We start from the raw sequence: 13,653 nt of genomic DNA on the forward strand, positions 1-13,653 counted from the left end.
TGCGTCCGGATACCCTTGGGGAGATCTGTCCGCCCGCTCCCGAGACCCGAGGATCCGCGACCGCCGTGTTCGACACCCTCTCCGACCGCCTTGCAGCGACATTCAAGAACCTCCGGGGCAAGGGCCGCCTGTCCGAGGCGGACATCGACGCCACGGCACGCGAGATCCGCATCGCGCTGCTCGAGGCCGACGTGGCGCTGCCCGTCGTGCGCGCCTTCATCAAGCAGGTCAAGGAGCGCGCGCTGGGCGCCGAGGTGTCGCAGGCACTGAACCCAGCCCAGCAGGTCATCAAGATCGTCAACGAGGAGCTCGTCGGCATCCTCGGCGGCGAGACGCGTCGACTGCGGTTCGCCAAGCAGCCGCCCACCGTGATCATGCTGGCAGGTCTCCAGGGCGCCGGTAAGACCACCCTCGCCGGAAAGCTCGGTCTCTGGCTCAAGAGCCAGGGTCACTCGCCGCTGCTGGTGGCCTGCGACCTCCAGCGTCCCAACGCCGTGAACCAGCTGTCCGTCGTCGCCGAGCGTGCCGGCGTCGCCGTGTTCGCCCCGCAGCCGGGCAACGGGGTGGGTGACCCGGTACAGGTCGCCAAGGAGTCGATCGACCACGCGAAGTCGAAGGTCCACGACATCGTGATCGTGGACACCGCGGGCCGCCTCGGCATCGACCAGGAGATGATGCAGCAGGCCGCGGACATCCGTGACGCGGTCAGCCCCGACGAAGTCCTCTTCGTCGTCGACGCGATGATCGGTCAGGACGCCGTCAACACGGCCGAGGCCTTCCGTGACGGCGTCGGCTTCGACGGCGTGGTGCTGTCCAAGCTGGACGGTGACGCCCGCGGTGGTGCCGCGCTCTCCATCGCGCACGTCACCGGCAAGCAGATCATGTTCGCGTCCAACGGCGAGAAGCTGGATGACTTCGACGCCTTCCACCCGGACCGCATGGCGTCCCGCATCCTCGGCATGGGCGACATGCTGTCGCTCATCGAGAAGGCGGAGCAGACCTTCAGCCAGGCCGAAGCCGAGAAGATGGCGGCCAAACTGGCGAAGGGCCCCAAGGAGTTCACGCTCGACGACTTCCTGGCGCAGATGGAGCAGGTCAGGAAGATGGGCTCCATCTCCAAACTGCTCGGGATGCTGCCCGGCATGGGTCAGATCAAGGACCAGATCAACAACATCGACGAGCGGGACGTGGACCGTACGGCGGCGATCATCAAGTCGATGACGCCCGCCGAGCGTCAGGACCCGACGATCATCAATGGTTCTCGTCGAGCCCGTATCGCCAAGGGCTCCGGCGTCGACGTCAGCGCGGTCAAGAGCCTCGTCGAGCGGTTCTTCGACGCCCGCAAGATGATGTCGCGGATGGCACAGGGCGGCGGTATGCCGGGCATGCCGGGGATTCCCGGCATGGGCGGCGGCGCGGCCCGACAGAAGAAGAAGCAGAAGCAGGCCAAGGGCAAGCAGCGCTCCGGCAACCCGATGAAGCGCAAGGCCGAGGAGCAGGCAGCCGCCGCCCGCCGTGAGCAGGCCGGCCAGGGCAGCGCCTTCGGCCTGCCCAGCGGGCAGGGCGGCCAGGACTTCGAGCTCCCGGACGAGTTCAAGAAGTTCATGGGCTGACGCACCGCACCGCACTGGAGCGGTCCGGGAGCGGACGGACGAGGAAGGCCCCGCGGTCGACGACCCCTTGACCCCAAGTCGTCGACCGCGGGGCCTTCGCACGCGCCGTGCCCGGTGGCAGGCCCGTGGGATCTGTGCGGTCATGAGCAGAGACCACCGCATCACCGGCCGTGGGCAGGAGGGCACGTGGCCAATTCCGTACCCCCGCGCGACCGGACCGACCAGCCCTGGCGCTCCGAGGGTGCACCCCCGCCCGCACCCTCCAGGAGGAAGCTGCCCGGGGGCTGGGTGGGTCTCGGCGCCGCCGCCGTCGCGGTCTTCCTGCTCGCTTACCTCCTCCTGTCGTTGTTCACCGGCGGAGGCGAGCCGACGATCTCTTACACGGAATTCGCCAAACAGGTGGCCGCGGGCAACGTCACCAAGATCTACGCCAAGGGCGACGCGATCCAGGGCGAGCTGAAGGCGGGGCGGCCGCTGCCGGACGGCGGAGGCGACTACACGAAGTTCACCACCCAGCGACCGTCGTTCGCCGACGACGACCTCTGGCAGGAACTCACCCGGAAGGGCGTCGTGGTGACGGCCGAGCCGGTCGTGGTCCAGCGCAGCCTGCTGGTCAACCTGCTCCTCGCCCTCGCCCCGATGGCCCTCCTCGTCCTGCTGTGGTTGTTCCTCGCCCGCCGGGTGGGCGCGGGGGCGGGCGGCGGGCTGCTGGGCCGCAAACCGCCACCGAAGCCGGTGCAGCTGACGGTGGGCCGGCGCACCACGTTCGCGGACGTCGCCGGTATCGACGAGGTCGCGGGCGAACTCAACGACGTGGTCGATTTCCTCAGGAACCCGCAGGCGTACCGGGACATGGGAGCGCGCATGCCGGGCGGCGTCCTGCTGTCGGGACCGCCCGGCACCGGCAAGACGCTGCTCGCGCGGGCCGTCGCCGGTGAAGCCGGCGTCCCGTTCTTCTCCGCCTCCGCATCCGAGTTCATCGAGATGATCGTGGGCGTCGGTGCCTCGAGGGTGCGTGAACTCTTCGCCGAAGCCCGCAAGGTCGCCCCGGCCATCGTCTTCATCGACGAGATCGACACGATCGGGCGGGTACGCGGCGGCGGGGCCGGCATCAGCGGTCACGACGAACGCGAGCAGACCCTCAACCAGATCCTCACCGAGATGGACGGCTTCACCGGCTCGGAAGGCGTCGTCGTCCTCGCCGCCACGAACCGGGCCGCGGTCCTCGACCCGGCGCTGACCCGTCCCGGTCGCTTCGACCGCATCGTGCAGGTCAGCCCGCCGGACCGGGACGGGCGGGAGGCGATCCTGAAGATCCACACCCGGGAGATCCCGCTGGGCGAGGACGTCGACCTGGCGAGGGTGGCCCGTACGACGCCGGGCATGACGGGCGCCGAACTGTCCAACCTGGCCAATGAAGCCGCGCTGCTCGCGGTCAAGCGGCGGCAGGCGGAAGTGACGCGGGCCGACCTGTCCGACGCCCTGGAGAAGGTCCAGCTCGGCGCGGAACGGCCGCTGGTCATGCCGGAGGACGAGCGCCGCAGGACCGCTTACCACGAGAGCGGCCACGCCCTGCTCGGCATGCTGCAGCCGGGCGCCGATCCCGTTCGCAAGATCACCATCGTGCCGCGCGGCCGTGCCTTGGGCGTCACCCTGTCCACACCGGAGGCCGACAGGTACGCGTACACCGAGTCCTACCTGCGCGGCCGCATCACCGGGGCACTGGGCGGAATGGCTGCCGAGCACGTCGTGTTCGGGGTCGTGACGACCGGGTCGGAGAGCGACCTGGAGCAGGCCACCGCGCTGGTCCGGGGCATGGTCGGCCGCTGGGGCATGAGTGAGCGCGTCGGTCGGATCAGCGCCGTCCCGGGCGACGCCCAGGAGCCGTACGGACTGGTCGCCGCTCCGGGGACGCTGGACGCGGTCGACCACGAGATGCGCAGGATCGTCGACGAGTGCTACGAGAACGCCTGTCGGCAGCTCCGTGAGAACCGCCCGCGGCTGGATGCGCTCGCCGAGGCCCTGCTCGTTGACGAGACTCTGGAAGAGGACGCGGCGTACCGCGTGGCGGGAATCGCGAGGGACACCGGGAACGGCGCGGAACAGTAGCCGGTGCGGGTGATCGTCGTGCGCGTCGTGCGGTGGGCTGCGATACGGCAACGCGCCTCCCCGGTCGTGCGGGCACCCGGCTCGCGACGGGGGAGGCGCGCCCGTTTCACGGCGTGCGCGCGATGAGGTAGCGGAAGACGTTCGGCATCCACACCGTCCCGTCGGCCCGCAGGTGCGCATGCAGGGCCTCCGTGACCTCCTTCTCCACCTGTGCCTGGTCCGTCGCCCGCACCGCCGCGTCGAACAGTCCGGTCGACAGCATCCCGCGCACCGCGCTGTCCAGGTCCGCGTAGCCGAAGGGGCACGCGACCCGGCCCGACCCGTCGGGTTTCAGTCCGGCCCTGGTGGCCACGTCCTCCAGGTCGTCCCGCAGCACGGGACGCCATCCACCGTCGGTGCGCAGCCGTTCGCTGAGCCGGCTCGCCACCCTGAGGACCGTCGACGTGGCACACCGCTCCGGCGGGCCCCACCCGGTGAGGACGACCGCGCTCCTGCGCTCGGCGAGCGGAACAGCCGCTTCGAGCATCGGGACGAGCCCTTCCGAGTCGCCCGCCATGCCTCCGATCGGGTGAAACACCGTGATCATCGTGAACCGGGGGAGCGTCGGGTCGGCCGCCTCGCCCGGTCCGCCCTCCACCAGCCGTACCCCCCGCTCTGCGTCGTCGGCGTGCGCCCGGTCGGAGTCGTGCGCCCGGTCGGTCTCCGGGGCGAGCCGCTCACGCGCCAGCGCGAGCCTGGACCGATCCGTGTCGGTGCCGGTGACGCCCGCGCCGCGCGCGGAGGCCATCAGCAGGGCGAGCCCTGCGCCGCAGCGCAGCCCCAGCACCCGGGAGTCCGGGCCCACCTCGAGGTGCTCGTACACCGCCTCATAGAGCGGCACCAGCATCCGTTCCTGGATCTCGGCCCAGTCACGGGCCCGCACCGACGGGGCCACGGGGGGTGCGGAGGCCGTGCGGGGGTGGTGCCGGACGAGCGTTGGTGTCATCGAAAAGCGCCCCAATCCGCCGAGAGGTCAGCCGTGCCCTGAGTGACAACCCCCGTGTACGTTCGCTCGCGCTCCCCCGTATGCCAGGGAACTGCGCATCCGTCGGTACGTCCAGGGGTTGCACTGCAATGCCTTGCGTGCCCCGGTTGTGCGCCCCCGCGCCCGGTCGACTCCTCATCCAGAGTGCCGTCGCCCTGCGATTCCCGCCATGGCAAAGCCACCGGCCCCAGGCCACGGCGGAGGGTGACCGCCGCGGGTACCAAGACCTGATCGACAGGGCCGAGCTCACCGAGTCCCGCACGCGGGACGATGGCGACCCGTCCCCGTCGCTGTGACCGGGCGCATCCGGGGCCGGTGCTCAGCCCGAGGGCGAGGGGCGCTCGCGAACCACGCCGAGTCCGCCGAGGCGCCCGGCGACCGAGGACGGGGCGGTGGCGGAGCCCGCCGACGGCCCGGGTACGCTCGCGATCGGCGCGCGCTCAGCCGACGGGCCGCACAGCGCGTCCGCCGAGACGACAGGTCGGCCGCGCGACCGGAGGGGCAGCCGCCCCGAACATGTGTCGTAGACGCATGGCTACGTACCACCTTGGTATGAGCTGTGAGGGTTCTCCATAGATCGGCGCACCCGCCCTCGTCATGACGCATCAATGCCAACTGACGGGTACGTGCAAAATATTTGGGATGCCCCGGAATGGAACCCGTGGGCCACTCGGCTCGTTATCACGACGTGAGCACGACACCACCTGTTCTCGCCGCAGAGCTGGCACAGGCGTGGGCCGACATTCAGCGGCACCACCCCGAGCTGCCGGATCTTGCCGCGCCGGAGTCCCTGATCGGAGAGTCCTCGTCCGCCTGCGGGCACGAACTCTCCTTCGAGCGACTGCTCCACGAGGCAGTCCACGGCATCGCCGCCGCACGAGGGGTTCGTGACACCTCGCGCGCCGGCCGCTACCACAACCGCCGGTTCCTGGCGATCGCCGAGGAGATGGGCTTGGACCATCCGGAGGAACCGCATCCCAGCAGCGGCTTCTCGCTGGTCACGCTCACGCCCGAGGCGAAGCGGCGGTACCGGGCGACGATCGAGCGGTTGCAGCGGGCCCTCGCCGCGCACACCGTCGCCACCACCTCCGACACCAAGCGGACCTTCCGGGGGCCGGCTGCCCGGCACGGTTCGTCGGGGGGAGGAGTCCGCGTGAAGGCCGTCTGTGAATGCGGGCGCAACGTCCGGGTCGTCCCCTCCGTCCTCGCTCAGGCGCCGATCGTCTGCGGAGGTTGTGGCAAGCCGTTCCGCATCCCGGAGACCGTGGCCGCGGCGAGCTGATCGGGCCGATCCCGAAGCGGCGGAAGCGGTGGACACGTCGGCCCGGCCGACCGGAGGCCCGCGACGACCTCCGGTCAGCCGGGCTGAAGCGGTGTGGCACAATGGCTAGCTGTACTCGACAGTCGCATAGGACCCCTCTCTCCTCCGGCTGACGCGTCCATCGGGCCATCGGGTACCGCAACCCCACGCGGCATCACGCTGTGCCCAACCACGTCAAAACCAGGAGAATCCACTCCCGTGGCAGTCAAGATCAAGCTGAAGCGTCTGGGCAAGATCCGTTCGCCTCACTACCGCATCGTCGTCGCCGACTCCCGGACCCGCCGTGACGGCCGGGCCATCGAGGAGATCGGCCTGTACCACCCGACGTACAACCCGTCGCGCATCGAGGTCGACTCCGAGCGCGCCCAGTACTGGCTCTCCGTCGGCGCCCAGCCGACCGAGCCGGTCCTCGCCATCCTGAAGCTCACCGGCGACTGGCAGAAGCACAAGGGTCTGCCCGCCCCGGAGAAGCCGCTGCTCCAGCCGGAGGCGAAGGAAGACAAGCGCGCTTCGTTCGAGGCCTTCGCCAAGGCCCTCGAGGGTGACGACACCAAGGGTGAGGCCATCACCCAGAAGGCCAAGAAGACCGAGAAGAAGGCGGACGAGGCTGGCTCCGCCGAGTCCACCGAGGCCTGAGCATGCTCGAGGAGGCTCTCGAGCACCTCGTGAAGGGCATCGTCGACAATCCCGATGACGTGCAGGTGGCTTCGCGCAACCTGCGTCGCGGACGGGTGCTCGAGGTCCGGGTGCACCCCGACGATCTCGGTAAGGTGATCGGCCGCAACGGCCGCACCGCGCGCGCCCTGCGCACCGTCGTGGGTGCCATCGGCGGCCGTGGTATCCGGGTCGACCTCGTCGACGTGGACCAGGTCCGCTGATCAGTTGATCACCGGCACGGGCCGGGGAGGGCTTACGGGCCCGCCCCGGCCCGTCGTCGTACGACAGGAGCATTGAGCGTGCAGCTGGTAGTCGCGCGGATCGGCCGCGCCCACGGGATCAAGGGCGAGGTCACCGTCGAAGTGCGCACCGACGAGCCCGAGCTGAGGCTCGCGCCCGGAGCCGTACTAGCCACGGACCCCGCCTCCGCGGGGCCGCTGACGATCGAGACCGGCCGGGTGCACAGTGGCAGGTTGCTGCTGCGCTTCGAGGGCGTACGGGACCGCAACGGCGCCGAGGCGCTTCGGAACACCCTGCTGATCGCCGACGTGGACCCGGACGAGCAGCCGGAAGAGCCCGATGAGTACTACGACCACCAACTGATGGACCTGGACGTGGTCCTCGCCGACGGGACCGAGGTGGGGCGGATCACCGAGATCTCACACCTGCCGTCGCAGGACCTGTTCATCGTGGAGCGGGCCGACGGCAGCGAAGTGATGATCCCTTTCGTGGAGGAGATCGTCACCGAGATCGACCTCGCCGAGCAGAAGGCGGTCATCACCCCGCCGCCCGGGCTGATCGACGACCGCGCCGAGATCGCCTCGGCCCGGGGTGAGGGCGAAGCCCGTGGCGGGGGCGAGGAGTGATGCGGCTCGACGTCGTCACGATCTTCCCCGAGTACCTCGAGCCGCTGAACGTCTCGCTCGTCGGCAAGGCCAGGGCGCGCGGTCAGCTGGACGTCCACGTGCATGACCTGCGCCAGTGGACGTACGACCGGCACCACACGGTCGACGACACCCCCTACGGTGGTGGCCCCGGCATGGTCATGAAGACCGAGCCCTGGGGCGACGCCCTGGACGACGCGTTGGCGCACGGATACGAGGCGGGTGCGCACGGGCCGGCCCTTGTCGTGCCGACGCCCAGCGGCCGCCCGTTCACCCAGGAACTGGCCGTCGAACTCTCCGAGCGGCCATGGTTGATCTTCACACCCGCCCGGTACGAAGGCATCGACCGGCGGGTCATCGACGAGTACGCCACCCGGATACCGGTCTACGAGGTCTCCATCGGGGACTACGTCCTGGCCGGCGGCGAGGCGGCCGTCCTCGTCATCACCGAGGCCGTGGCACGGCTGCTGCCCGGCGTCCTCGGCAACGCCGAGTCACACCGGGACGACTCGTTCGCCCCCGGTGCCATGGCCAACCTGTTGGAGGGACCCGTCTACACCAAGCCACCCACGTGGCGCGGCCGTGGCATCCCCGACGTCCTACTCAGCGGGCACCACGGGAAGATCGCGCGCTGGCGGCGGGACGAGGCGTTCCGCCGTACCGTCGCGAACCGCCCCGACCTGATCGAACGCTGCGACCCTTCGGCGTTCGACAAGAAGGACCGGGAAATGCTCTCCATCCTGGGTTGGGCACCCTCGCCCGACGGCCGATTTTGGCGCAGGCCGGAGGCCGTGGAAGAATAGGCCGCTGCCGTACGTCCGGCGTGCGCCCCTGCCACAGGGGGACACGACGCCCGCTCCGACGAGGCGGCTCCCCATCTCCTTCCTAGATACCGCTGATGACCTGTGGCATCGGCGAAGAAAGCAGACGAACATGTCGCACGTGCTCGACGCCGTCAACGCCGCCTCGCTGCGGACCGACCTCCCGGCGTTCCGTCCCGGTGACACCGTGAACGTCCACGTTCGCGTCATCGAGGGCAACCGCTCCCGTATCCAGCAGTTCAAGGGCGTCGTCATTCGCCGCCAGGGTTCGGGCGTCAGCGAGACCTTCACGGTCCGCAAGGTCTCGTTCTCCGTCGGCGTGGAGCGCACCTTCCCGGTGCACAGCCCGATCTTCGAGAAGATCGAGCTCGTCACCCGTGGTGACGTCCGTCGCGCGAAGCTGTACTACCTGCGTGAACTGCGTGGCAAGGCCGCGAAGATCAAGGAGAAGCGCGAGAACTGAGCTCCGGCTCACACCCGCGCGAAGCTGTGGACTAATACGGTTCATACACCGGCCGGATACCATCTGGCCCCGATGGACACCCAAGCACAGCACTCGGAGCGCGGCCTCCCTTCCGCAGCGGACACCGACGGTTCCGCACCGGAACGGGGGCCGCGCTCCGCGCGCATCTCCTGGCGGCAGGCCGGTGTGATCGGCTGCGTCTGCGCCGTCTTCCTGGTGCTGTTGAGCCAATTCGTGGTCCAGCCATTCCTGGTCCCGAGCACCTCCATGGAGCCGACGTTCGAGGTCGGCGACCGGATACTGGTGAACAAGTTGGCGTACCGTTTCGGTTCCGAACCCCGACGCGGGGACGTCGTCGTCTTCGACGGCGCCGGATCCTTCGCACGCGAGGCACCGGAGGAGAACCCGGTGACCTCACTGGTCCGCGGGGCGGCTGCCGCCGTGGGGCTCGCCCGGTCCACCGAGACGGACTTCGTGAAGCGCGTGGTGGGCACCGGCGGGGACCGCGTGGTGTGTTGCGACAAGAGGGGGAGGGTCGAGGTGAACGGCGTACCGGTCGAGGAGCGCTACGTGTTCCTCGGCGACGCCCCGTCGAGGGTGCCCTTTGACATCGTTGTGCCGCGGGGCACCCTGTGGGTCATGGGCGACCACCGCAGCAAGTCACGTGACTCCCGGGACCACTTGGGCGAGCCCGGTGGCGGCATGGTGCCCGTCGACAAGGTGATCGGCCGGGCGGACTGGATCGGTTGGCCGGCGGGCCGCTGGTCGGCGCTCGAACCCACCGGAGCCTTCGAGCGCGTACCCCGGCCGGGCGGCGCCCATGGGTAACCGTGGACGACGGGCGAGCCACCGGACCGACACCAGGCTGCCCACCGGCACCCGCCCCACGAACGGCACCCGGACCCTGCCCGGCCGTGCGGACCGGCGCAGGTTGGCGAGGAAGGTGAAGCGACGCCGCCAGAGGTCGGCGGTCAAGGAGATCCCGCTCCTCATAACCGTGGCGCTGATGATCGCGTTGGTCCTGAAGACGTTCCTGGTCCAGGCCTTCGTCATCCCGTCCGGATCGATGGAGCAGACGATCAGGATCGACGACCGGGTCCTGGTGGACAAGCTGACACCCTGGTTCGGTTCCAAGCCCGAGCGGGGCGACGTCGTGGTCTTCAAGGACCCCGGAGGCTGGCTGCAGGACGAGAAGCCCCCGAAGGAGGACGACCCGATCGTCGTCAAGCAGGTCAAGGAGGGGCTGACCTTCATCGGTCTGCTGCCCTCGGACGACGAGCAGGACCTCATCAAGCGGGTGGTGGCGGTCGGCGGTGACACCGTCAAGTGCTGCGACCAGGCCGGCAAGGTCACGGTCAACGGCGTGCCGCTGAACGAACCGTACCTGCATCCCGGGAATCCCCCCTCCAAACTGACGTTCGACGTCACGGTTCCGGACGGGCGAATCTTTGTGATGGGCGACCACCGTTCCAACTCCGCCGATTCGCGTTTCCACCTCGACGAGCAGTACCGGGGCACCGTTCCGGAGGGCGAGGTCGTGGGGCGGGCGGTCGTCATCGCGTGGCCGTTCGGCCACTGGCGCAAACTGGAAGAGCGGGGAACCTACGCCTCGGTCCCCGACGCGCGTGCCGGCACGGCAACCGCACTCGGGCCGTCGCATAGTGTGTCCTCTCAGGATCTCAACGGAATGATCCTGCTCCCGAGCCCTGCGGAACTCCCGCTCGTTATGGGAGTAGTGGGCCTGCGCCGCCTCCGGCGCGGGCGGTCGCACGGACTGAGGAGTGGATGTGGGGGACTTGGCGGTCGGCGCACGATCCGGACACGACGAGCCAGAGGACCGGCCCGAGCGGTTTGTGACGCCATCCCCCGGCTCCGGCGGTTCCGACGGCCGTTCACCGGAGGACGACGGTCCTCCCGGGGAGGGTGACGGCCCCGGCGGCGGCTCGACGGGGGACAGTGCCCCGCGGCACCAGCGGTCGTTCTGGAAGGAGCTGCCGCTGCTGATCGGTATCGCGCTCCTCCTGGCGCTGCTGATCAAGACATTCCTCGTGCAGGCGTTCTCGATCCCCTCGGACTCGATGATGGACACCCTGCAGCGGGGTGACCGGGTGCTGGTCGACAAGCTGACGCCCTGGTTCGGCTCGGAGCCCCAGCGCGGCGAGGTCGTGGTCTTCCACGACCCGGGCGGCTGGCTGGACGGCGCCGAGGCGCCCGAGCCCAACGCCGTGCAGAAGTTCCTCAGCTTCATCGGCTTGATGCCGTCCTCGGAGGAGAAGGACCTGATCAAGCGGGTCATCGCCGTGGGCGGGGACACGGTCGAGTGCAAGCGCGGCGGCAAGGTCATGGTCAACGGCAAGTCGCTCGACGAGACCTCGTACATCCGGCCGGGCAGCACGCCGTGTGACGACAACCCCTTCGGCCCCGTCAAGGTGCCCAAGGGGTCGATCTGGGTGATGGGCGACAACCGGCAGAACTCCCTCGACTCCCGCTACCACCAGGAACTGCCGGGCAACGGGACGGTCAAGAACGACGAGGTGGTCGGACGGGCCATCGTGGTGGCCTGGCCGTTCAACCGATGGTCCACGCTGCCGGTGCCCGACACCTTCGACCAGCCGGGACTCGGTGCGGCGGCAGCCGCCCTGCCCGGGGCGCTGGGTGTGGCGGGTGCCGTGCCGATCGTGCTGATGCGGAGGAGAAGGCTGACCGACGGACGTACCGCCGGGTAGGGTGCCGCTCGGATCAGCGATCGTCGACTCCGAGTGGGGAGCGCTGGGATGAGCGGAACTGGACGTACGAAAGGCGGCCGCGGCCGGCTCGGCAGCGTGCTGTCGGGGCTGGTCGTGGCCGTCGGCTGTGTGCTCTTCCTCGGAGGGTTCGCCTGGGGCGCGGTGGTGTACAAGCCGTTCACGGTGCCGACCGACTCCATGGCCCCGACCATCGAGCCCGGTGACCGTGTGCTGGCCGAGCGGATCGACGGGGCGGAGGTGCGTCGCGGCGACGTCGTGATCTTCAACGACAAGACGTGGGGCGACTTGCCCATGGTGAAGCGGGTGGTCGGCGTGGGCGGCGACAAGATCGCCTGCTGCGACGCCGGCGGGCGCATGACCATCAACGGCAAGGCGGTCGAAGAACCGTATCTGCACTCCAAGGGCCCCGCCTCGCCGACCGGCTTCACCGCCGTGGTGCCCGACGGAGAGCTGTTCCTCCTCGGCGACGAGCGCATGGGCTCGCTGGACTCCCGGCGTCACCTGGAGGACGCGGGACACGGAGCGGTGCCCCGCAGCGCCGTGAGCGCTCGGCTGGACGCCGTGGCGTGGCCGCTGCCGGGCGCGCTGGTAGGGCGTCCACAGTCGTTCGCGGACCTGCCCGGAGGCGTGTCGCAGCCGGGTCCGGTGACCCTGGTGCTGGCGAGCGTGGCGCTCGGCGCCGCGCTGATCCTGGGTGGAGCGGCGTACGGGCCGGTCGCGCGTGCCGTAGGCCGGCGCGGGGAGCCGGCCGCACCGCGTCCCCGGGTGACGGCCGATGCCTGAGAAGCGGCTGCGCAAGGTCGCGCGGGTGATCCTGCTCGACCCGCAGGACCGCGTCCTGCTGCTCCACGGCTTCGAACCGGCCGATCCGGCGGACAGCTGGTGGTTCACCCCGGGCGGCGGGGTCGAAGGCGGGGAGACGCGCGAGGAGGCCGCGCTGCGCGAGCTCGCCGAGGAGACCGGGATCACCGACGTCGAGCTGGGCCCGGTGATCTGGCAGCGCGAGTGTTCGTTCCCCTTCGACGGGCGGCGCTGGGAACAGGACGAGTGGTACTACCTCGCCCGCACCCGGCAGACCGCGACCAGCCTCGCGGGGCTGACGCGCCTCGAGCAGCGCAGTGTCGCGGGGCTGAGGTGGTGGACTTCCGCCGAACTGTCGGCGGCGCGTGAGACGGTGTATCCGACCAGGCTCGCCGAGCTGCTGCGCACGCTGCTCGACGAGGGCCCTCCCGGTGCGCCGGTGGTTCTGGCTCCGGAAAACGCCTAGCGACACTGAGCGCTGGCGCACAATGGGGGGACGCACGGCTGAAGGGGAACATGCCATGAGCGCCGAGGACCTCGAGAAGTACGAGACCGAGATGGAGCTGAAGCTCTACCGGGAGTACCGCGACGTCGTCGGTCTGTTCAAGTACGTGATCGAGACGGAGCGCCGCTTCTACCTCACCAACGACTACGAGATGCAGGTGCACTCGGTGCAGGGCGAGGTCTTCTTCGAGGTCTCGATGGCGGACGCCTGGGTCTGGGACATGTACCGACCTGCCAGGTTCGTCAAGCAGGTCCGGGTCCTCACGTTCAAGGACGTGAACATCGAGGAGCTGAACAAGAGCGACCTCGAGCTGCCGGGCAGCTGATCCTCCCAGGTGGTAGCCCCGCACCGCGGGCGGGAGCCTGGGGCCGTTGCTCGTCTCGATCCACCGGTGCAAGCTGTCGCCGGCCGCTCCTACCCTCCCACCGCCTGTTGACTACTGCCTGATGTCCGCTGCACGGCCCCGTCGGTCTGCGCCAGCGGAGGGCCCCACGTCGTGGCCGCTCGCTGCCCCGTGCAGCTGTGCAGTGTGCTCGTGTCGTGGCCGGCTCCACCATGCGGTGGCCGTGCTCGTGGCCGACTCCGCCGTCGTGGCCTGCGGCCGCGCCCTCCTCGTCCTCGCCGGCCGGGCGCCGGCGGGCTCCTCGAGTGCGCCACCCGCCCGCGCACCGGGGAGCCTCCTAGAACGTTGCTCTCCTGATGGGGATG

At 69.9% G+C, this 13,653-nt stretch carries 15 protein-coding genes; 14 read left to right on the forward strand and 1 reads right to left on the reverse strand.

Annotation, left to right across the window (positions count from 1 at the left end; all coding sequences use genetic code 11):
• Positions 1-65 precede the first annotated feature (65 nt).
• Positions 66-1,613 (forward strand): signal recognition particle protein, encoded by a 1,548-nt coding sequence (gene ffh / locus ACFXOM_RS14195; protein WP_384933914.1) that lies wholly within the window; start codon positions 66-68, stop codon positions 1,611-1,613.
• Positions 1,614-1,799: 186 nt separating this feature from the next.
• Positions 1,800-3,722 (forward strand): ATP-dependent zinc metalloprotease FtsH, encoded by a 1,923-nt coding sequence (gene ftsH / locus ACFXOM_RS14200; RefSeq protein ID WP_385038001.1) that lies wholly within the window; start codon positions 1,800-1,802, stop codon positions 3,720-3,722.
• Between the two features lie 106 nt (positions 3,723-3,828).
• On the opposite strand, the gene ACFXOM_RS14205 is transcribed toward ftsH, so the two are convergent.
• Positions 3,829-4,707, reverse strand: a complete 879-nt coding sequence (locus tag ACFXOM_RS14205) for a class I SAM-dependent methyltransferase (protein WP_384933918.1) — start codon at positions 4,705-4,707, stop codon at positions 3,829-3,831.
• Positions 4,708-5,434: 727 nt separating this feature from the next.
• On the opposite strand from ACFXOM_RS14205, the gene ACFXOM_RS14210 reads away from it, so the two are divergent.
• The 12 genes from ACFXOM_RS14210 (at position 5,435) to ACFXOM_RS14265 (ending at position 13,270) form a co-directional block, all read left to right on the forward strand.
• Entirely contained in the window at positions 5,435-6,028 is a 594-nt protein-coding gene (locus tag ACFXOM_RS14210; protein ID WP_384933920.1) for a hypothetical protein, read from the forward strand.
• A 237-nt stretch (positions 6,029-6,265) separates the two neighbouring features.
• Positions 6,266-6,703, forward strand: coding sequence for a 30S ribosomal protein S16 (gene rpsP / locus ACFXOM_RS14215; RefSeq protein WP_384933923.1), 438 nt, complete (start codon positions 6,266-6,268; stop codon positions 6,701-6,703).
• Positions 6,704-6,705: 2 nt separating this feature from the next.
• The gene (locus ACFXOM_RS14220) at positions 6,706-6,945 is read left to right on the forward strand and encodes an RNA-binding protein (protein WP_005311361.1); all 240 of its coding nucleotides are present in this window, start codon (positions 6,706-6,708) and stop codon (positions 6,943-6,945) included.
• A gap of 78 nt (positions 6,946-7,023) precedes the next feature.
• Positions 7,024-7,590, forward strand: coding sequence for a ribosome maturation factor RimM (gene rimM, locus ACFXOM_RS14225; protein ID WP_384933926.1), 567 nt, complete (start codon positions 7,024-7,026; stop codon positions 7,588-7,590).
• Positions 7,590-8,411: a tRNA (guanosine(37)-N1)-methyltransferase TrmD gene (gene trmD / locus ACFXOM_RS14230; protein WP_384933929.1), complete on the forward strand. Its 822-nt coding sequence runs from the start codon at positions 7,590-7,592 to the stop codon at positions 8,409-8,411. The genes rimM and trmD overlap by 1 nt, the downstream gene beginning before the upstream one ends.
• A 130-nt stretch (positions 8,412-8,541) precedes the next feature.
• Positions 8,542-8,892, forward strand: coding sequence for a 50S ribosomal protein L19 (gene rplS, locus ACFXOM_RS14235; RefSeq protein WP_017947635.1), 351 nt, complete (start codon positions 8,542-8,544; stop codon positions 8,890-8,892).
• Between the two features lie 72 nt (positions 8,893-8,964).
• Positions 8,965-9,720 carry a signal peptidase I gene (gene lepB, locus ACFXOM_RS14240; RefSeq protein WP_384933931.1) on the forward strand — a complete coding sequence of 252 codons (756 nt, stop codon included), beginning with the start codon at positions 8,965-8,967 and terminating at the stop codon, positions 9,718-9,720.
• A complete protein-coding gene (gene lepB, locus ACFXOM_RS14245) occupies positions 9,713-10,819 on the forward strand; it encodes a signal peptidase I (protein WP_384933933.1) in 1,107 nt (368 codons plus the stop codon). The genes lepB (ACFXOM_RS14240) and lepB (ACFXOM_RS14245) overlap by 8 nt, the downstream gene beginning before the upstream one ends.
• Entirely contained in the window at positions 10,746-11,618 is an 873-nt protein-coding gene (gene lepB / locus ACFXOM_RS14250; RefSeq protein ID WP_384946648.1) for a signal peptidase I, read from the forward strand. Before lepB (ACFXOM_RS14245) ends, lepB (ACFXOM_RS14250) begins: the two co-directional genes overlap by 74 nt.
• 48 nt (positions 11,619-11,666) lie before the next feature.
• The gene (lepB, locus tag ACFXOM_RS14255; RefSeq protein ID WP_385038004.1) at positions 11,667-12,422 is read left to right on the forward strand and encodes a signal peptidase I; all 756 of its coding nucleotides are present in this window, start codon (positions 11,667-11,669) and stop codon (positions 12,420-12,422) included.
• Complete coding sequence (locus ACFXOM_RS14260; protein WP_384946646.1) at positions 12,415-12,906, forward strand: NUDIX hydrolase; 492 nt, start codon at positions 12,415-12,417, stop codon at positions 12,904-12,906. Before lepB (ACFXOM_RS14255) ends, ACFXOM_RS14260 begins: the two co-directional genes overlap by 8 nt.
• Before the next feature lie 55 nt (positions 12,907-12,961).
• Positions 12,962-13,270 (forward strand): DUF2469 domain-containing protein, encoded by a 309-nt coding sequence (locus tag ACFXOM_RS14265; protein WP_005311352.1) that lies wholly within the window; start codon positions 12,962-12,964, stop codon positions 13,268-13,270.
• Positions 13,271-13,653 lie beyond the last annotated feature (383 nt).

This window comes from Streptomyces sp. NPDC059169, from assembly GCF_042755225.1.
In the GTDB taxonomy this organism is placed as follows: domain Bacteria; phylum Actinomycetota; class Actinomycetes; order Streptomycetales; family Streptomycetaceae; genus Streptomyces.